This is a genomic window from Anaerobacillus arseniciselenatis, assembly GCF_001865995.1.
Lineage (GTDB): Bacteria > Bacillota > Bacilli > Bacillales > Anaerobacillaceae > Anaerobacillus > Anaerobacillus arseniciselenatis.
In genome coordinates this window covers 1-19,021 of sequence record NZ_MLQQ01000018.1, presented here as the reverse complement: position 1 = coordinate 19,021, position 19,021 = coordinate 1, and the positions used below count along the sequence as shown (strand labels likewise).

The window sequence follows — 19,021 nt, the reverse complement described above, 5'->3', positions numbered from 1 at the left end:
CATTATTTTAGAAAAAATACAACTAAAGAAATGGAGGTGGAGAAATTGGCAAAGCGTAAAGCAAATCATGTAAGACCAGGAATGAATGCAGCTAAAGCACAAGGTATTGGCACAGGTTATAACGAAGAGGTTTCAAACGAACCACTTACAGAAGAGCAGAAGCAATTTAACAAGAAGACAAAGAAACGCCAATAAGTGACAAGAAATGAGCAAAAAAACGAATTTTAAATTTTTCACCATAATTAATGAATTTCATAATTAATGATTCTCACCACTAAGATCAATATATAGTTGCGTCAAAACCATTCGCAAACTATATATTGCATGATGTTGCTCATTTTTGGTAATTATGAAATTCACTCTAATAAAGGGTGTCCCATAAAAGTGTAGTCACCATAAAGTCTAAATAAAGACGGCGGTTGAACCTGTACGTCTTTATTTAGTTTTAAATCGTGGTATGACACTTCCAGGACACCCTCATTGCGTTTAGCTTTCAAAAATTAAAATTGGGTTAAGTGTTCTTTTAGTTCGGCAATTTCCTCTTGATATTTTTGAAGTTCACGTCGTTGATGTTCAGATGCATTACGTAATGCTTTATCAATCACTTGTTCAGCTTCAGTAATTTCTTGTTGCGCTTTTTTTAAATGATGGCCAAAATCTTCATCATTCGGTTGTAAATCATTCATTGCTTGCTCTGCTTGAACAAACTGCTGTTGTGCTGCTTGAAATGCTTGTTGCTTGTTTTTAATGTATGGCAATACAAACTCCCCCTTTTAGGATTTATGAACGTGTTCCAAAACTGAGTCAATACACCGTTAGTCACAAAACATATACAGCTGTTTCTAAGTTTAATTTAACTGTGACGCATGGTGTAAGACTTATCGGACACCCTCATCCTTTATTAGTTTTTATAAACAGCAAAAAATCTATTCACGTTAATGAATAGATTTTCTTTCTCACTAAAATACTAACTATGCTACAAATAAATCTGAGGAGGATTCCCATGACTGAAAAAAATACGTATAAAGACCAACGTAAAAATTCCCCGAAAGGACACAACCCAGGTCAACCAGAGCCGCTAAGTGGTTCGAAAAAAGTCAAAAAGCAAAATCATGTTGGCCAAACTGACGGTGAAAGTTAAAATATTTAAAGCGCATCCTATGAAGAAACGGGCAGTTAGAGGAAATTCCTTGTGCCCGTTTTATTGATGTAGAGTGTGCCTAACAATTCTTTACATTTCAATATTTTTTAATGCTTCTACGATAATGACTAGCTCTTCATCTGTAATCGTTCGAAAGTCTAATAATACATGATCATCTTTTCTTCGCGAAATAATGGCTGGTTTATAAAGCCTTAATTTTTCAGAAAGCTGATTTACCGACAGTTTATAGGAAACGAGAGCAACCGCTTTTGTTGAGATTTCCTCTGTAGGCATCGTTCCACCTCCAATTTGAGACTGCTCATCAATTAACTTACAGGAATAGCCAATACATTCGGCTTCAACCATACCGATGAACTGTTTTGCTTTTAATTCAATATCCGTTTTTGTTGCTAATATGTCCCTTACAGTAGGTACCTCTTGTCGTGCCATTTCATCTTCATACGATTTTAACGTCCCTTCAAGAGCAGCGAGCGTCATTTTATCAACACGAAGAACTCGCGCTAATTGATGTTTCTTCAGTTTTTGGATAATTTCCTTTTTCCCAGCGATAATTCCTGCCTGCGGGCCACCGAGAAGCTTGTCTCCACTAAAAGAAACGACATCGACCCCCATGTTTAAAACTTTAGAAACAATCGGTTCATCACCCACACCGTGTTTGGTAAAATCAAATAAAGCGCCACTACCTAAGTCTTCGTAAAAAATAATATCCTCGTGTTTGTTTTTAAGTTCAACCAACTCTTCGGTTTCAACGGAAGCGGTAAACCCAACGGTTTTAAAGTTGCTCGTATGCACTTTTAAAATCATCGCCGTATCTTCCGTGATGGCGTTGTCATAGTCATATTTGTGGGTTTTATTTGTCGTACCAACCTCAACTAGCTTGGCACCACTTTCTTCCATAATCGAAGAAACGCGAAACGAACCGCCAATTTCAACAAGCTGGCCGCGAGAGACAATGACTTCCTTTTCACAAGCTAAAGCTCGTAAAATTAAATACACTGCAGCTGCATTATTGTTGACAACCATTGCTGCCTCTGCGCCAGTAATACGCTTTAATACATTTTCAATAATATCGTGTCTCGAGCCACGTTTCCCTTCCCCAATGTTAAACTCTAAGTTGGAATAGTTATGGGCGACTTGTACTACTTGTTCAATCGCTTTATCACTTAACTTTGCCCTACCTAAATTAGTATGTAAAATCGTTCCTGTCCCGTTAATGACACGCCTTAAATAATACGGCTCATAGTTATTTAATTTTTGAACAACATTGTTAAATACGATTTCAATAAACGTTTCTTTTGTTGGTACATTATTTAACTGTAAGCGATCCATCAGAATCTCGTTTCTTAGCTCATCAATTTGATTTTGAAGCATTTGTGTTAATTCGAGCTCAGACAACTCAAAATCACTACTATATTGCAAAAAACGTGGATCATTTTTTAAAATATGTATAGCCGGTAATTCACGCAAATAATGTTTCATCTTCCACTCCCCATAAGATCTACAGCTTAAACTGCTTATTATGTGTTGATTATACCTAAAATATTCCCAAAATCCTAACAGATAATGCAATGTTCAAGACAAACTTTTCCATAAATAATTTAGCGAAGAAAACACACAATAGTATTGAGAAATCGCTTAAATGCTTTTTCTCCCATCGAATTGATTTATTTAGGGTAAGGATTTGCTTTTCAATACCTCTAAGGGGTGATAACGGTTGCACAATGTAGCTGATTACTCATTGTTCTAAAATGAACAACTATGGAGGTGTCTCCGAAAAAAACAAATCGATAAGACCCCAGAAGAAAGTCATGTAGATGGTAAAAAAAGGTGGTCGGTTCGCCCGATCACCTTTTGATTGTTTTATTCACTTTAATGAATTTCATAATCCATTATTCTCGCCACTAAGATCAATATATAGTTGCGTTCAAAATCATTCGCAAACTATATATTGTGTGATGTGTCTCATTTTTGGTAATTATGAAATTCACTCACTTAAAATCAATTATTGTCCAGTTCCAAATGTTTCTCTTTCTTTCATTTCTTCGGCTTTTTCCTTGTACTCTAAATAAAGTCCAGCTAAATAGAGCGATACACCAATCCCAAAGCCAATTCCAAAGCCTTTGGCAAATTTCTTCTTCATGATTACCTCCCTCTCCAATTCATTTCTCTTTAAGAGGTTGTTCAAAAAGTCCGGTAATCATAGCTTTCGAATTTCTTCGTTGGCTCTGATTATCCTCCTCTTTGAACACGCTCTTTAATAAAGCCTGTCCACTTAATATTATACAAGAAAAAATAGGAATTTTGGTAGGATTTTTTTAATAATTTCAAAATTTAATAAACACAAAAAAGAAGTGCAGATTATATTAATTAATTCGCACTTCTCATACTTCAAATATTTTTCTGCAACTCAATAAAGTCGTACACAATGCTTTATTGTAAATTGCTTTATTTATTTAAATTGCTTTAACTTCGCAATAACCTCTTCATTATTGGGAAATTCTCCAGTTTGAAGTTTAGAATAAATCTTCTCGCCATTGACAATGACTTCAAAAGCGCCACCAGAACTTGGAACAAGATCTACATTGGCCACTTCTGTACGAAAGTTGTTAAATATTTCTTCTGCGAAACTCGCAGCTTTTGGTGCGTAGTTTCACATCATGCAAAATTGAACTTCAATATTCATAAAAAAACTCACTCCCCAGTAAAATTTGTTCCTATTTTATGATATTATTTGTCAAAAATCAAAGAATACGCTTATACTATTCGTTAGGAGGTGCTTTAACCGTGGAAAACAATCAAATAAAATTAACAACTATGACAGCAAAAGGTGGTTGAGGCTGTAAAATTGGTCCTGAAGACCTGGCACAAGTTTTGTGTCAATTACCTAAAAGAGCCTATGACCCTAATGTATTAGTAGGACATGAAACTTCAGATGACGCTGGAGTGTATCAATTAACGGATGATATTGCGATGATTCAAACAGTTGATTTTTTCACACCAATTGTTGATGATCCATATATGTTTGGTCAAATAGCTGCTGCAAATTCATTAAGTGACGTCTATGCAATGGGGGGCGTGCCAAAAACGGTTTTAAATATCGTTGGCTTTCCTATTAAAAAATTAAACCCAGATGTTTTAGCGCAAATTTTATGTGGGGCTTCAGACAAAGTCAATGAAACTGGTGCTGTTGTTATTGGTGGTCACTCGATTGATGACCAAGAACCTAAGTTTGGACTTTCAGTTACAGGAATTGTTCACCCGAAAAAAGTGTACAAAAACATCGGGGCAAAACCAGGGGATGTCCTCGTACTAACAAAGCCGATTGGTGTTGGAATCCAAACGACGGCGATCAAACGAGACAAACTAACAGAAGCGCAATTGAAGAAAGTAATGGAAACAATGGCCACTTTAAATGATAAAGCAAGCTCAGCCCTACAACACTTAAATCCTAATTCAGTCACAGATATCACCGGATTTGGTTTATTGGGCCATGCTTACGAAATGGCAAAAGGAAGCAATGTCACTTTCAAACTGAACTTTAGCGAAGTACCGGTATTAGATGGAACTACTGAGTTAGCTCAAGAAGGCATCGTTCCTGGTGGCTCTAAAGCAAACCACCGCTGGCTTGCTAACGATGTAGAATATGGAAGTGATATCGAAGAATTTGAACAGTGGATCTTATGTGATGCGATTACCTCAGGGGGACTTTTAGTTAGCTTACCGAAAGAAGAAGCTAGTGTTTATGTTGAAAACTTACATAAACTAGGAGTCGAAGAAGCAAAAGTTATCGGTGAAGTAGAAGAAAAGCAAGAAAGATTTATGTACGTAAACCGTTAGGAAAAACTATAAAACAGGCGACTCACACAATGTCAGTCGCCTCGTTTTAATAAAGTTCCTCATAAGTTAAAGAGGTGAATCTCATGAATTTAAAACGAATCAAGACCTTCATGATGGTACTGGACCATAAAAGCTTTTCAGCAGTGGCAAACACTCTAAACATTAGCCAGCCCGCTGTTAGTAAACAAATTAAGACATTAGAAACTGAGCTCGGTATTTCGTTATTAAACCGTGAAACGGTCGAACCAACAGAAGCAGGTCGACTTGTTTATCAAAAAGGAAAAAAGTTTCTCTATGACTGGGATGTATTAGTTGAAGAATGTCGTAGGCTACAAGGTGAACTTACCGGTGTCGTTCGTATCGGAGCAAGTACTGTCCCAGGAACATATATAGTTCCCACTTTATTACGAAAATTTTTAAACCTTCACCATAGTGTTGATATTCAATTGTCGATCCATGAGTCGGGTGAGATATCTGGCCTTTTAAAAGAAGGTACGATCGATATCGGATTCGTTGGAATCGAACCACTAGATCCAGATATCATCAATCATATGATTAAAAAAGAGCATTTCATTTTGATCGGCCCACCAGATAGTGAGGAAATTACCGATTTAAAAACACTAAAGGACTTGCCATTTATTTTCCGTAGTGAAAAGTCTGGGACGTGGCAAGGCGTAGAAAAAAGCTTAAAAAGTTTTGGAGTTTCCACAAACGACCTACGCTGTATGGCCAAAGTAAAAACAACTGAAGCCGTAATCAGCTTGGTCGAAGCAAATCTCGGATATTCTGTTGTATCAAGCATCGCTGCGACGCAAGCGATGAAGCAAGGGCGAATTAAAGTCGTTCATCAGTTGCCTTATGAACGAAGCTTTTATTTATCTTATTTACATTCTAAAAAGATACATCCTGCCATCGTCTCACTCGTATCACTCAGTCAAGAAGATGTTGTCGATGAATAAAAAATATGTGATCTCCTGAAGCGGTCGCTTTATTAAAGTAAAGTTACCGCTTCATTAAAAATAGAGCACGAATTACGCACACGAATTCGCACTCCATACTCCAAAGGTTTAATCCTTGTATTCTTTTCTCAAAAAATTTCTTAACAACAACAATCCCTGCTAGGCATTACTAGTCACCCAAAACTTTTTCATACAAGCTTACATAAGACTCAATCTCATGCTGCAACGAATGCGACTCTTTCACATATTTACTCGCATTTTTGCAAATGGCTACTCTTAAACTTTCGTCAGTTAACAACTGCTCGACACACTGATAAAATTCGTGAACATCATCAAATAAAAAACCTGTTTCACCGTGTTGAATAATGCTGCGGTTGCCACCGTTATTTCTGGCTATGACGGGCTTTCCGACATACATTGCTTCAAGTAATGCAGAAGATTGACCTTCCGATAAAGAGGTGTTAATAATCATATCACTGTTATTGTAAATGCTTGCCATCTCTTCAAGAGCGACTTCTTCATAGTATTGAATCCACGGGTACTTTTTCATAGCCTCACGAACCTCACGTAACACCTCGTCTTCTAATGGAGCCCCGATGATCGTAAACGTTAAATTTGGAAAGTTATCCTTTAGCTTAACTAGCGCTGGTAACACAAATAATACGTCTTTAACCGCTCTCAAACCTGCTGGCAAAACGATATTCAGACCTTCTTGTGGTAGTTCGACACTGTTTCCCCCAACTTCATCATCCGTCTCTGGAAACCAAACACTTTGCTTAATAATGTAAACTTTTTCTTCCAATCCACGATAAACACTACATAACTTTAGCTTCGCATCTTCACTGAAAACAGTGATTGCTGCGGCCCTCTTTAAAACAGTACCGATCTTCTTTGCATGCTCTTCTTTAAAAATATCAATATTAACGTCTGTACCACCTGATGTAATCACAAATGGCCGCTCAAACGTAACACTATTCTGCTCAAGCCAATCAGCAAAGCGCCTAAAATGAAGAACGTGAAGCAACTCACTTGAACTTAACACCTCACTAGACACTATTTCTTCATCATAAGCAACGACATTCGTTTTAACATCATTCGACTGTAACCCAGATACAATTCTTTTTGCCGTTGTCGCATTGCCACGCCCTTGGTGAAAATAAGGGGTTAAAAACAGAAGTGAAGCCTCAGTGCCATTCGTACCTCTTAGTTGTTTATCCATTGATCGTACTCTCGCTTCTTCCATTGTCTTTTCGAATCTTTTCTCACCGTTATATTTAAGCGATCTAGTAATTCCATAAACGGAACTAAATATTTACGAGATAAGTTTAGAACCGCTTTTGCATCTTGAAGCTCAAACTCATCTTCGGTGTTGTTCTGTAAATTTTCGACTGCAGCTTTGAAATGCTTTGCTAAAACTATATGCTTATCATCAAAAGCATACGCCTTGTTTGATCGTAATAAATAGTGCTTTAAATCTTCTTGGTATTGCGGGGGAAGCTGCGCCCTTCCAATAATGTGCTCCCACCCTTCTACTTGAATGCCACCTTGATCAAGCTCACCGACGACTTGTTCCATCCGTTTTGCCCACTTTTTAGGAAAATGAGGTTCAAAACTACTGAGCGCAACAAACTGTCCACGTTTGGATAATTTCTCATCTTGTACACTTTTCTCAAATGTAAACTCTAGCAACTTCATCGGGTAATTTTGCTTTAATGATTGTAGCACTTCTGCTTTATTTTTCCCTTCTCTTAACGGAAATTCATCATGAAATTCTGCTAAGTCTTGACTTAATAACTCAACAATCTCATTAAAAATCGGCGTTAAAACGAGCTCACCTTGTTCTGTTTCGATCAACTCATTCTTATCTTTAAGCTCTGAAATCGATTCCGTAAAAACTCCTTCTTGTAAATCGACATGCTTTTGTAACTCTTTTGCCGATAAAAATTTCTCTTCTTTTAATGTATCGGTGATCCTTTCAATTGGCGTACCTTCTCGTTTTCTTTCGAGCATTTCAACCGTCTTTTCACCGAATTTATACTTTTCACCGTTCGGATCAATGACAAATCCTCCACCAATCGTTTCGACTGGAGACGGTCTTCGTAAAATAAACCGATCGCCTCTTCTCGTTACAATCGGTTCATCCAAACGAAGCTGACAAAGAACTGTATCTCCATTGCCTTCTAATTCATTGCGATCAAAGAAAACAACTTTTCCGTAAACTTCTGCGGTTCCGAGGTGAAGTTTGATATAGCCACGTTGCTTTAACGGATACTTTAAATCTTTTAATGTTTGCAAGGAAACGTCAATCGTCGACGTTGTTGCGTAATGCTGAGTAGAAACGAGGACATCTCCGCGTTTTACGCCTTCTTTTGAGACCCCACCTAAGTTAATGGCAGCACGCTGACCAGCAAAGCCTCGTTCTTGTTTTTGGTGGTGCACTTGAAGTTGTCTCGCTCTCACCTTCGCGTTTTTCGGTAAAATTTCAAGTATATCCCCTTCTTGAATCGCTCCTTCGTAAATCGTTCCTCGAACGACGGTACCTTGCCCATGAACCGTAAACACTTGGTCAATCGGAAGACGGAACGCACCTTTCGCATCACGACTCGGAACGTCACTCAATTTTTCTTCAATAACATCTTTCAGTTGATCAATCCCTTTTTTTGACAAACTATCAACGAAAACAAATGGGGCATCTTCTAAAAACGTCCCTTCCACTTCTAAAGCAATATCCTCTTGAACGAGCTCTAACAATTCCTCGTCAACTCGGTCAATTTTTGTAACAACAACAATTCCGTTTTTGATCCCTAATAAAGATAAAATATCTAAATGCTCTTTCGTCTGAGGCATTACTCCTTCATCGGCACTAACGATGAGCATGACTAAATCAATTCCCGCCACACCGGCAATCATTTGTCGAATAAACTTCTCATGACCTGGAACGTCGATCACCGATACTTTCACATCACTTTTAAGCTTTAACGGTGCAAACCCTAATTCTATGGAAATGCTTCGTTCTTTTTCTTCTTTTAAGCGGTCTGTATCTATATTTGTTAACGCCTTAGTTAACGTTGTTTTTCCGTGATCGATATGTCCTGCCATGCCAATCGTATAAAAACGATCTCCCATATGTATACCAGCCTTTCCTAAAACTTTTATGTATGTATTAAGCTACTCCCTATATACTTTACTCTTATTAAGACTTTCGTTGCAAGGGAAATAGCATGACTTTTTTAAGAAAAGAATAAATAGACAATTCTCCTCTTTAATACATGGTCAAAGACTATCGACATCATTAAGAAAAGTCGTCACTTGTTTTATATACAAAACCCGCATGGCGGCCGTCCCTGCCGTCACCTTCTCACACGAAACGTAGGTCGAGGGCCCTAACCACTAACCAACAAACCAACTAACCACAAAAACAGCTAACGCACATGCTTTTTCACAACGAGTTGTCGGATCCGTTTGCCGTCCATTTTATGAACTGTAATGGTTAAATGGTGATAATGAAATTCTTCACCGACAGTCGGTATTTTTTCGATTCTTTCAACGACCCAGCCACCAAGCGAATGGTAAGAGCTATTAGGGATTGGAACATTCATTAGTCCGCAAAAATCAGTTAATGAAAAATCAGCGGATAATTGGTACGTATTTTCATCGATTTGATTGATTATACTGACTTTTTCGTCGTGTTCGTCCCAAATTTCACCGACGATCTCTTCTAAAATATCTTCCATCGTAATCAGTCCTTCCGTGCCACCAAACTCATCAATGACAATTGCCATATGAGTTTTATTTTTTTGCAGTTCCGGAAGTAGCGACGAAATTTTTAATGATTCAACAACAAACATCGGCTTTCTTAATAAGTCACGAACTTTAAACGTTTTGTTTTGGACAAGACAAGACAGAAATTCTCTTTCCGATAAAATGCCAATAATATTATCGGTCGTTTCTTCATAAACAGGCACTCTCGAAAAACGCTCTTGTAAAAACATATTTAAAATTTCCTCATGGTCATCATGGACTTCGACAGCGACCATATCAATTCTCGGTGTTAAAATTTCGCCAACGACAATTTCGTCAAAATCAAGCGCGCTATGAACGAGGTCCTTTTCCTTTTTATCAATCACGCCCTCTTCTTCACTAATATTGACCATAACTTTTAATTCTTCTTCAGTGACTAAAGGAACATATTCTTTAGAAGTAATCATTTTTGAAATTTGATTTTTCAAAGCAATAAAAACGGTCGTAATCGGTGCCAACATTTTCATCAAAAAAGATAGAATCCCAGAAATTTTTAAAGCGAACGATTCTGCGTTCTCTTTCGCATAAGATTTCGGTAAAATCTCACCAAAAATAAGCACTAATGTAGTCATCACCACCGTATTAATGATCATTCCGGTACCCGCACCAAAAATGTCGGTCGCAAGCTTCGCCGAAATTGTCGCAGCACCAATATTAACGACATTATTACCAACCAATATTGTCGACAGCCCTTTATCAAAATTCTCAGTTATCATTAACGCATTTTTACTACCTTTTCGCTTTTCATCTACATAATTTTTCAAGCGTATTTTATTCGCACTGGAAAACGCCGTCTCAGCTGATGAAAAAAACGCCGATAAAAATAAAAGAAGAATTAATAATACCGTAAAAAAATAAGGAAAAGCTTCCAAAATGATCACCACCTTGTTACAAAACGTAAATGAAATATAATGGTTTAGTGCTTTCTAGCTTAAGTTTCCCAATAACAGCACAATCATTTATAATTTGGGAAACACGTTTAAATAATTGTTAATAAGATGATGGATTGTTTTGCATTTATTCATTAGAAAAAGCGAGGAACGTACGTTCTTTTTTGTGTCAAAAGAAAAAGAAGGGATTTTCATCTTTCTTCATTTCCCTTCTTTCATAGAATTTCGATCTACTATATATCCTTTTCGTTGAAACATATTTAATACCCATTGACGTTCTTCTAGCTTTTGCATATTCACTTTACCGTTCATCCCCATCGCCCCAGAAATTTTTTTCCTCCTAAACAACTTCACAGTATCCTCTCCTCGTATTCTTTTTGATTTTGTAAAGGTTCTCTTTGTTGTTTCATCTTAGACTTTAGGTATTTACTCCATTTTGTTAATTGCCGAGAACTCTGATGATGAGTCAATTTTTAATGCTGAAAAACTTACTTTTTTAATACATATTCAAATGTTACAAACTTATGAACATTAGTAACAATTCTCAATATCCACTTTTTGCGATTTCACAGTTTTTATTTTATGAATATTTTAAAATATAGGACTATACAACGATAACTTGACCGATAGAGTTATAAGCTGTAAAATATATTAGTGCATGATGAAAGCTTGTACTTCCCTTAAAATATTGTTACTCTTTTTAAAATTATATGGGGCTGGTTGTGTAACTGGTGTTTGCCGAGGTCTTCAAAACCTTAGGGAGGCGCGTGCCGTCTTCGGTGGGTTCGATTCCCACACAGTCCCGCCAAACCCTTTTATATCAAGGGTTAGCAAGCTTCATCAATTGACTGCACAAGCTACATAAAATTTAAAATTAGAGGAATGGGTGCCCAAGAGGTGCCCATTCTTTTTAAAAGGCATCATCAAAAGCTTGAGCAGCACCATCTTGGAGTAAGGGATTTACATGACTATATAGATCGAGTGTAATGCTTACTTTCGTATGACCTAAACGTTCACTTACCACTTTTGGGTGAACATTGTTTTGAAGTAAAATCGTCGCATGACTGTGACGTAAATCGTGAAAACGACTATCCTGTAGGTTTGCTTCTTTGACCGCTTTTTTATAAGCCCTTGCCAAATCCCTTACATCTAAGTAATTTCCTTTTGTATTGAAAAAAACGAGATCGTTTGGATTAAAGGTCGGGCCTAATAAGGCTTTCTTTTTTTCATAATTTTCTTTATGACGTTTCAGAAATTCAATGAGGCGCTTTCCCATCGCGATTGCTCTATGCTGTCCATTTTTAGTAGCATTCTTGATCTTAACCCCTTCGCCTTTCTTATCATAGGCAGACTTGGTAATATACATTTTTCTTTTGTTAAAATCAATGTCTCCCCATGTTAATGCTCTTAACTCTCCTAATCGAGCACCTGTGTACGCTGCCCCCAAAAATATCGGATAATAGATCTCAGACCCTTTTGCACATTCAAGTAGTAATTCAAGTTCTCCCTTAGAATAGGTCGTGAAGGGGGCCTTATCCGGTTTTGGTGGTTTCGCTTTTCGTGCGACATTTTTCTTAACAAACTCCCAATCAAGAGCATCATTTAAAGCCTTACATAGTACTCGATGGTGGTGTAACACGGACTGTTTTGATAACTTTTCTGCATTCTCGCTATTTTCTTCACTATTCTCCGATTTTACCTTTGTTGAATAGTAATGCTGAATATCTCTCACTTTTAATTCATTTAATTGTAGGTGTCCAAGATCTGGTTTTAAATGGACTCGAATGATTCGTTCATAAGCTTTGAAAGTATTGTGAGCGGTGTTAGTTTCAGCATACGTTTTTAGCCAATAGTCGAGATAATTACCAACCGTCATCGTTTCAGCCTTATCTTCCGTAGCCAATTCCTTTTTTTGATGATCAGCAATGGCGATTGCCAAAGCATTTTTGGCTTCGGTTTTGTTTTTAAAACCTTTTCGTACTTGACGCTTTCTATTGCCTTTTGCATCTTTACCCGCCTCGACAATAAAGAGCCACTTTCCTGTTTTTTTATCTTGTTTGATATGTCCAGCCAATAATTATTAACCTCCTTTTTTTCGGCTGGGCACCAAACTCGCACCATTTACAGTATTGAAAATTTTCACATGCTTTAAACAAAAAATGGTATATAAGTTTAGGTGCCACAAATAAATTTATAAATAAACATTACAATTGTCCCTCGAACCATTTTTGAAAAGACTTTTTAGGAACTAGGATTCTGCTCCCTACTCGTACTACATGAAAACAACCTGAATGCACTAATTCATATGCCTGTCCACGACCTATGCCTAAAAACTCAGCAATATCTTTTACTGTTAAAACATCTTTTAGATTTTCAAATTTATTCATTCTCTTCCTTTCTAAATGTGAATATTTAATTCACACTTTGTACTTCGTTTAAATAAAATTTAAATTGATAATTTTTACCGAATAGGCTGTACCTACAGCATAAAGAGTCTATTTTTTTCAGTAATAAATTCCCTCGCTTATTTCACTCTATTACTCCATCACGGTTCTTTTCACTTATAAAACCAACACAAATAGCCAAAGTTATTTTGGTCTTTTATCTTTATGGTATCTCTTACTAGTTTCATCATTTTTCTCAACCTCACTTATTAATAATTCTTGTTCATCGTTCTCTTTGTTTAGTTCTTCTGCCCACTTTCTTAAAATTTCAAGCCCCTTATCTCTCATAAGCTTAATTTCCAATTCTTTATTTTTCGTCATAAAAAAAACCTCCTTATAATAAGGAGGCTCAACATTTTACCGTTGAATCATATGGTTCCACTTAATAAAGTGATGGGTTTTCTATATTCCATAGGTAAACAAATTGGTGTACTACTTTTATATTTACAAATAAAAGCATAGTTTTTTTGTGAGTCTATTACCGTATCCATATAGCCAATATCATAATTAAATTGCTGCAACAGTAATACTAAAGGAATAATTTCAGATGGCCTACATATAGGATTAAAAACCTCAATTATAAAACCACCTCGAAACCATTCCAAACGTAAGTAAAGAGGATGTTTAATACCACCATTAACTATGATCCCTATCACATCATGATGTAGCTTTTCGGAGTGATTTTCCAAAAAGTTCTTAAGGTCGAATAAACTCATTCTAGGAGTTTGTAAAAAATTAAAGTGATATATACTCCATTCCAAATCTGGTTTTTCTTCATTTAGCCATGAAAAAGGAACTCTTGCTAATATTGCAAAAAAAGCTACTACTTCTTTTGAAACTTTTTGATACTCTGTCATATCACGTATTTCCGGAGAACGTTTTTTTCTCTTTTTATCCTCGTTTTGCTGGCTTCTGCGAAGGTATCTACTAACTGTATCACTTGATATCCCATAAAGATCATATAATTGTTGTCTTGAAAAGCCAGTTGTTTCATCTTCTAAAAGAACTAATCTACGTCCTTTTAAGGATAAACTTAATAAGTATTTTGCATATAGTTCCATATCACTTCTCAAAAAGGTCAATTCCGGCCACTGTAACGATACTCTCCCATTTGCGTCCTTACGAGTATTAATATATTTTTCTTCGTTTATCTCCCCCTTTAAATATTTTTTAAGACCTAAGCTAATATCAGAATGTCTGTTAAGCAGTAATTCCAGTGTCTGTTGCATATTTATCACCAAAATTAGCGTACTTTAACAAAATTCTCATATCACCGTTCCACTTTTAAAAGTGCAACCTATTATCGTGGTTAAGTATTGATTTATGATTGTGCTTGTGTCGAGATAAATGGTTTAAAACATAATCTTGATTATAAATAATTACTTCATTTGTCAGGAAAATCTTTTTAATATGATTATGGTTTAACATATCCAACACCTCCTATATATAATTTCAATCACAAATCCTTTACCATGATAAAGGAAAGTTCGTATTATAAAAATAATACGAATAAAAAGTAAAAAAGTGGAAATTATATTATTAGTTCTTCTTTAAATATGTAAATATCAATAACATACCTTCTCAAAATTGTTATTAAAAATGCATCTTTAAAGAAGAAGCAGTCTTATAAAGTAATTAAAGAAACTGTTTTCATATTCCATTATAAAATAGAAAGTTTAAAAAAATTGTCAAAATAAGGAGAAAAAATATGGGTATTTTAGCGAAAGATCATTCAGTTCCTTTTGTAGAACAGGAATTTAAAGATACTTCTATTAAAGGAAAGTCTTTTGAAATTATGCAAAGACATAAACCACAGAGGACATGGAAAAGTTCTTTAGATTCAACAATGAGTTTATTTTTTAAATATTTAGAGGTTGAAAAAAGATATACTCTCAGCAGTATTGAAAGTTGGATACGAAAACTTAAATGCTTCACTAAGTTCATAACTAAAAATAAAAAAATAGAAAATGATTTTGAAAAAACTTTATCTGAACTAACCTTGAAAGAAATTATAAGTTATGAGGATTACCTTATTCAGAGACATAATAATGGAGAAATTCAGGAAAATACCATTTATAAGTATTTATTTGTCGTCCAATTGTTTGTCAATTTTCTTAGGAAGAATAAGAGGATTCTTTTTGATTATAGTGTACCGCCATCGTTAATAAACCAAGGTAAACGCACCAATGCATACTCTGCCACCCAAGACATAATTAAATTAGTGGAAACAACGGAACAATACAGTAATTTTAAAATTAGGGATTTGTGCATTTTACTTTTAATTATGGAATTAGGTTGCAGGCCAATTGAAGTTACGAGGCTTGATATAGATAGTATAAGACCTAGTGAATCCCTAATTACCCTATTTTGTGAGAAGTCAGGTCAAAGAACATTAAAAATAAGTAAAGATTTATCAAAGGTTTTCAAAAGATATTTAGAAATTAGAAATAACTTTAATCCAAATCATGATTCTGTTTTTATTAATTCATTTGGAGAACCTTTATCTCGTACAGGAGTTTCAAGCATGATCCTTAGATTTAATAAAAAGGCTTTTGGGAAAGCAAAGATTAATGCAATGGCTTTAAGACATACTTATGCAACAAATGCACTTGATAATCTAAATGACTTTGAAGAAGTATCAAAATCAATGGGACATTTACACAGGACATCTACTGAGTACTATGTTCATAAAAGTGTAAAAAGGTTACTTCAGAATTCTTTGCCATTCAATCCATTACAGCAATTGTCAAAAGGAGATGAAAGCCATGCACATTGAGGTGCGTCCTGGAATTGAACCGGAAGTTATTTGCGAACATTATGGAATAGAATTAAAAGATTTTATAAATTTATTGCAAGGTAATAGAAGAATTGAATCATCCAAAACTGCTATTGAGATAATAAATGAATTTAAAATAAAGATTGAAAAGGATTTAGAAAATGGAAGGAAAACGGACGATACTTTATATTATTACATTCATTTTTTTGAAAGATTTAAAAAATTTCTAAATAAAATTGATCCTAACTTTAGTTTACTTGATTTAAATGAAAATATCATGGATGACTTTTACAAGGAGACAATCGTTAAAAAAGGGAATATTTCTTTAGGGACTAAAAATACTTATCAGGCCATTGTTAATGCATTGATTAAATTTGCTTATACAAAAAAGTATATATCCGAGGATATAAGAAATCGTTTCGAAATGTATAAGGAGACAAAATTGCCTAGATATATACCAACAGAAGTGATTCAGGCTTTATTAAATAAATCGTTAGAAACTTCCTCTCCATTCTTTAATTACACTGTACTCTACTTCCTATTGGGGACCGGTTGTAGAATTAGTGAATTAGTTAATGTCAGAATTGGAGATTTTATGGTCGATGATAATGTAATTTTCATACGTAAAGGTAAGGGGAATAAGGAAAGATACATTCCTATGTACCCTGAAGTAAAAAAGGTGGTTATTGATTTTTTATCTAGAACTGGAATCAAGAAAATAAATTATTCTGATGAGCGCCACCTTTTTTCAAAAAGGATCTACGATAACAGGAAACCCGTTCTAGTAAGATCAATACAGAAAATGTTAGAAAACTTGCAAAAAACTCTGGGAATTGAAAATGAATACTCTCCTCACGCGTTTAGACATTCATTTTCAGTTCAATCTTTAAAGCAAGGAATGAGCATTAACATCCTTCAACAAGTATTAGGACACGAGCATATAGAAACAACATCAATCTATACCAAATTACACCCACATGACTTAAAAGATGAAGTTATGGGGAAGTATCCGTTTCCTTTTGAAAAGTTATTAAGGCATATGATTGGAGTTGAAGACTAAGATATGTGTAATCTTAATTTAAAAATAGAGGAATTTAAAAGGATTAGTAAATTAGCTGACTCTACAAAAATTAACTACTTAAGAGGTTTAAAGTCGTTTTGTAATTTCCTATCACAGAAATTGAATTGTAAAGTTGAAGAAATTAATTTAAGAGAAATTCATGTAATAAGATTAAATAGTGGCGATATTTATACACCAATAAATTCAACCTTATTAGATGAATTCCTTTATGAAAAAGCAAGCGCTGGAGTAAGTTATCATAAACTAAATTCACTGTCCAGTGCGTTGAAAAGCTTTTTCAAGTTTTTATATAGAAACGATAATTTTCCTGACGTTACTAGTAGTATGAGATTTGATTTGAAAAAATATAAGGATAGAAGGAAACCTATTCGTATTCTTAGTAAACATGAAACCTTGAGATTATTTCATAGTATCGTAACACATAGTGATAATATTTTTAATGAAGCTGTTCTTTTTAGTTTATTGTTCTCTACCGGAATGCGGATTTCTGAATTATTAGGCGTAAAAGTAAATGAGTTAGATTTAGAAAGCGATATGTTATTGTTAAAGAAAACGAAAACAAAGAAAGCTAGGGTTGTTGCTTTAAGAAATGGGTTTGGTGACGTACTAAAACACTATATAAAAATAAATATGCTTTCTGACTGTGACTACTTATTCAATAAGAACGGAAAAAAACTTTCTAATGGTGATGTAAGAAGTATCTTAAATATATACATACAAAAAGCTAATTTACCACATGTTACCATTCACAGTATTCGACACTCTTTTGCAACTTATATGATAGATGCAGGTGCAAGCATTTTCATAGTACAACAATTATTGGGTCATGAGTTTATCTCTTCGACCGAACACTATATAAACCCAAACTATACCAGAAATAAAAATATAACAATTCATGAGCATCAATATGTTTACAAGAAAGTAGAAGGAATAATTAATTCTGTTTGTAAAAATGAGTAAGAAAAACAAATCTTCTGAATTACTGTCTTTACATAGAGCCACTAACGGTACAACCATCCTTAAAAAAGAGCATCAGAGCCACAGCGGAGCTGCTTGCCATTCATTATAACGCATGATTCTTTGCATTTGGTGGAAAGGGATCGAGGCCCACCATCTAATGCTTAGAATCCGATTGCCAGTGCTATGATACTTAAACATGCGTGCGTATTTGGCATATTTATAACAGTCCTGCATTGGTCCCTCAACGGACAAAAGTTAAGTCATTGGTCGCGGGCAATAATATCTGCACTAATTTGTTCGTGGATCTCCTGTCCGCAATTGATTACAGCCACAAGGATGTACTGTCTCTGCCATGTTTTTTACCACCAGTTACACCACGAAATTTACCACTTGCACCAACACGTTTACCAACCAATAGAAAACGTCAAGGATTTTGAAGACTAAATGCCTAATGAGGAATTAGGCTTTTAGCTTCCGGAGTCACGCCAGAATGTAAAGTATATTTTCTGTTGCACAGTATCGTTGTACTGTGCAATAAATGACTTTTTTATTAGTTGATCTTCTTCAACATTAGTTCCAGGTTGTGGAGGATCCAAATTGTAATTCGCCAAAGAAAAACAACCCCGATCTTCAACTAACGCACGTCGTTACTTTAAGTGTATTAATTCACAAGGTTTCAACTGGCAAACCTATTTCGAATTTAATTCTTTCCTCTTAGTTCCTCAATTTCATTTTGAAGCTCTTTTATTTTTGTATCTTTTTTTCTATAACTGCTTTTCATCCAAAAGAAGATTAGTAATACTCCGCAAACTATACCAACTAAAATGAACAAAATAAGAATAATTAAAAACATTTCATTAGCCATAAACATTCCTCCTCTTTTTATAGGGCAACTCCCCAATTCTTCAATGGGTTTGCTATTTTCGATACTAAAATGTTTAACGGTTTTGTTTCTTTAACTTTATAAAGAAAGCGATCACCTTAGTTGATGATCACTATTTTTCAATTTTCTTATATTTAACCAAATACGGTTCAATAAAAAAGATAATTGCTACACTTACCAAAAATATAATAATATTAATACCGTTTGAAAAATAATCAATTTTTATCA

General features: G+C 35.0%; 20 protein-coding genes, 1 tRNA gene and 1 pseudogene. 8 read left to right on the top strand and 14 right to left on the bottom strand.

Translation table 11 applies throughout. The features are described from left to right. Positions 1-45: 45 nt before the first annotated feature. Positions 46-195: a small acid-soluble spore protein O gene (gene sspO / locus BKP35_RS09145; protein WP_071313047.1), complete on the top strand. Its 150-nt coding sequence runs from the start codon at positions 46-48 to the stop codon at positions 193-195. Positions 196-500: 305 nt separating this feature from the next. Here the strand turns inward: sspO and BKP35_RS09140 are convergent, their stop codons facing one another. Continuing rightward, entirely contained in the window at positions 501-758 is a 258-nt protein-coding gene (locus BKP35_RS09140; RefSeq protein ID WP_071313046.1) for a hypothetical protein, read from the bottom strand. 245 nt (positions 759-1,003) lie between these two features. Here BKP35_RS09140 and BKP35_RS09135 point away from each other — a divergent pair, with 245 nt between their 5' ends. Then, entirely contained in the window at positions 1,004-1,141 is a 138-nt protein-coding gene (locus BKP35_RS09135) for a small acid-soluble spore protein P (protein ID WP_071313045.1), read from the top strand. 90 nt (positions 1,142-1,231) lie between these two features. On the opposite strand, the gene selA is transcribed toward BKP35_RS09135, so the two are convergent. The 3 genes and pseudogenes from selA to BKP35_RS18900 all read right to left on the bottom strand — a co-directional run. Further along, the gene (selA, locus tag BKP35_RS09130; protein WP_071313044.1) at positions 1,232-2,641 is read right to left on the bottom strand and encodes an L-seryl-tRNA(Sec) selenium transferase; all 1,410 of its coding nucleotides are present in this window, start codon (positions 2,639-2,641) and stop codon (positions 1,232-1,234) included. A 523-nt stretch (positions 2,642-3,164) separates the two neighbouring features. Then, complete coding sequence (locus tag BKP35_RS19500; protein WP_169819185.1) at positions 3,165-3,302, bottom strand: hypothetical protein; 138 nt, start codon at positions 3,300-3,302, stop codon at positions 3,165-3,167. Between the two features lie 309 nt (positions 3,303-3,611). Continuing rightward, positions 3,612-3,812, bottom strand: a pseudogene (locus BKP35_RS18900) (Rdx family protein); the annotation flags it as partial. A gap of 164 nt (positions 3,813-3,976) precedes the next feature. On the opposite strand from BKP35_RS18900, the gene selD reads away from it, so the two are divergent. Beyond that, positions 3,977-4,999 (top strand): selenide, water dikinase SelD, encoded by a 1,023-nt coding sequence (selD, locus tag BKP35_RS09125; protein WP_245741939.1) that lies wholly within the window; start codon positions 3,977-3,979, stop codon positions 4,997-4,999. Positions 5,000-5,082: 83 nt separating this feature from the next. Further along, positions 5,083-5,958 (top strand): selenium metabolism-associated LysR family transcriptional regulator, encoded by an 876-nt coding sequence (locus BKP35_RS09120; protein ID WP_071313042.1) that lies wholly within the window; start codon positions 5,083-5,085, stop codon positions 5,956-5,958. A 169-nt stretch (positions 5,959-6,127) separates the two neighbouring features. On the opposite strand, the gene BKP35_RS09115 is transcribed toward BKP35_RS09120, so the two are convergent. The 4 genes from BKP35_RS09115 to BKP35_RS19495 form a co-directional block, all read right to left on the bottom strand. Next, positions 6,128-7,177, bottom strand: a complete 1,050-nt coding sequence (locus tag BKP35_RS09115; RefSeq protein ID WP_071313041.1) for a glycosyltransferase — start codon at positions 7,175-7,177, stop codon at positions 6,128-6,130. After that, positions 7,162-9,084 carry a selenocysteine-specific translation elongation factor gene (selB, locus tag BKP35_RS09110; RefSeq protein WP_071313040.1) on the bottom strand — a complete coding sequence of 641 codons (1,923 nt, stop codon included), beginning with the start codon at positions 9,082-9,084 and terminating at the stop codon, positions 7,162-7,164. Before selB ends, BKP35_RS09115 begins: the two co-directional genes overlap by 16 nt. A 296-nt stretch (positions 9,085-9,380) precedes the next feature. Next, positions 9,381-10,631 (bottom strand): hemolysin family protein, encoded by a 1,251-nt coding sequence (locus BKP35_RS09105; RefSeq protein ID WP_071313039.1) that lies wholly within the window; start codon positions 10,629-10,631, stop codon positions 9,381-9,383. A 219-nt stretch (positions 10,632-10,850) separates the two neighbouring features. After that, the gene (locus BKP35_RS19495) at positions 10,851-11,003 is read right to left on the bottom strand and encodes a hypothetical protein (RefSeq protein WP_169819184.1); all 153 of its coding nucleotides are present in this window, start codon (positions 11,001-11,003) and stop codon (positions 10,851-10,853) included. A gap of 358 nt (positions 11,004-11,361) precedes the next feature. On the opposite strand from BKP35_RS19495, the gene BKP35_RS09100 reads away from it, so the two are divergent. Beyond that, a tRNA-Sec gene (locus BKP35_RS09100) sits at positions 11,362-11,457 on the top strand. A 102-nt stretch (positions 11,458-11,559) separates the two neighbouring features. On the opposite strand, the gene BKP35_RS09095 is transcribed toward BKP35_RS09100, so the two are convergent. The 4 genes from BKP35_RS09095 to BKP35_RS09085 form a co-directional block, all read right to left on the bottom strand. Then, positions 11,560-12,723 (bottom strand): tyrosine-type recombinase/integrase, encoded by a 1,164-nt coding sequence (locus tag BKP35_RS09095; protein ID WP_071313038.1) that lies wholly within the window; start codon positions 12,721-12,723, stop codon positions 11,560-11,562. Positions 12,724-12,853: 130 nt separating this feature from the next. Continuing rightward, entirely contained in the window at positions 12,854-13,036 is a 183-nt protein-coding gene (locus BKP35_RS09090) for a helix-turn-helix domain-containing protein (RefSeq protein ID WP_071313037.1), read from the bottom strand. 201 nt (positions 13,037-13,237) lie between these two features. Beyond that, complete coding sequence (locus tag BKP35_RS19490) at positions 13,238-13,414, bottom strand: hypothetical protein (RefSeq protein WP_169819183.1); 177 nt, start codon at positions 13,412-13,414, stop codon at positions 13,238-13,240. A gap of 47 nt (positions 13,415-13,461) precedes the next feature. Next, positions 13,462-14,322 (bottom strand): hypothetical protein, encoded by an 861-nt coding sequence (locus BKP35_RS09085; protein ID WP_071313036.1) that lies wholly within the window; start codon positions 14,320-14,322, stop codon positions 13,462-13,464. 479 nt (positions 14,323-14,801) lie between these two features. Here BKP35_RS09085 and BKP35_RS09080 point away from each other — a divergent pair, with 479 nt between their 5' ends. The 3 genes from BKP35_RS09080 to BKP35_RS09070 all read left to right on the top strand — a co-directional run bounded on the left by BKP35_RS09080 (position 14,802) and on the right by BKP35_RS09070 (position 17,910). Continuing rightward, positions 14,802-15,869 carry a tyrosine-type recombinase/integrase gene (locus tag BKP35_RS09080; RefSeq protein ID WP_071313035.1) on the top strand — a complete coding sequence of 356 codons (1,068 nt, stop codon included), beginning with the start codon at positions 14,802-14,804 and terminating at the stop codon, positions 15,867-15,869. Next, positions 15,859-16,929 carry a tyrosine-type recombinase/integrase gene (locus BKP35_RS09075; protein WP_071313034.1) on the top strand — a complete coding sequence of 357 codons (1,071 nt, stop codon included), beginning with the start codon at positions 15,859-15,861 and terminating at the stop codon, positions 16,927-16,929. Before BKP35_RS09080 ends, BKP35_RS09075 begins: the two co-directional genes overlap by 11 nt. Before the next feature lie 120 nt (positions 16,930-17,049). Then, complete coding sequence (locus tag BKP35_RS09070; protein WP_245741924.1) at positions 17,050-17,910, top strand: tyrosine-type recombinase/integrase; 861 nt, start codon at positions 17,050-17,052, stop codon at positions 17,908-17,910. Between the two features lie 467 nt (positions 17,911-18,377). Here the strand turns inward: BKP35_RS09070 and BKP35_RS20080 are convergent, their stop codons facing one another. Together BKP35_RS20080 and BKP35_RS19160 are read right to left on the bottom strand one after the other, a co-directional pair. Next, on the bottom strand, positions 18,378-18,506 hold the full coding sequence (locus tag BKP35_RS20080; RefSeq protein WP_281244205.1) for a hypothetical protein: 129 nt from the start codon (positions 18,504-18,506) through the stop codon (positions 18,378-18,380). Positions 18,507-18,610: 104 nt separating this feature from the next. After that, entirely contained in the window at positions 18,611-18,775 is a 165-nt protein-coding gene (locus BKP35_RS19160; RefSeq protein WP_169819182.1) for a lipopolysaccharide assembly protein LapA domain-containing protein, read from the bottom strand. Between the last annotated feature and the right edge of the window lie 246 nt (positions 18,776-19,021).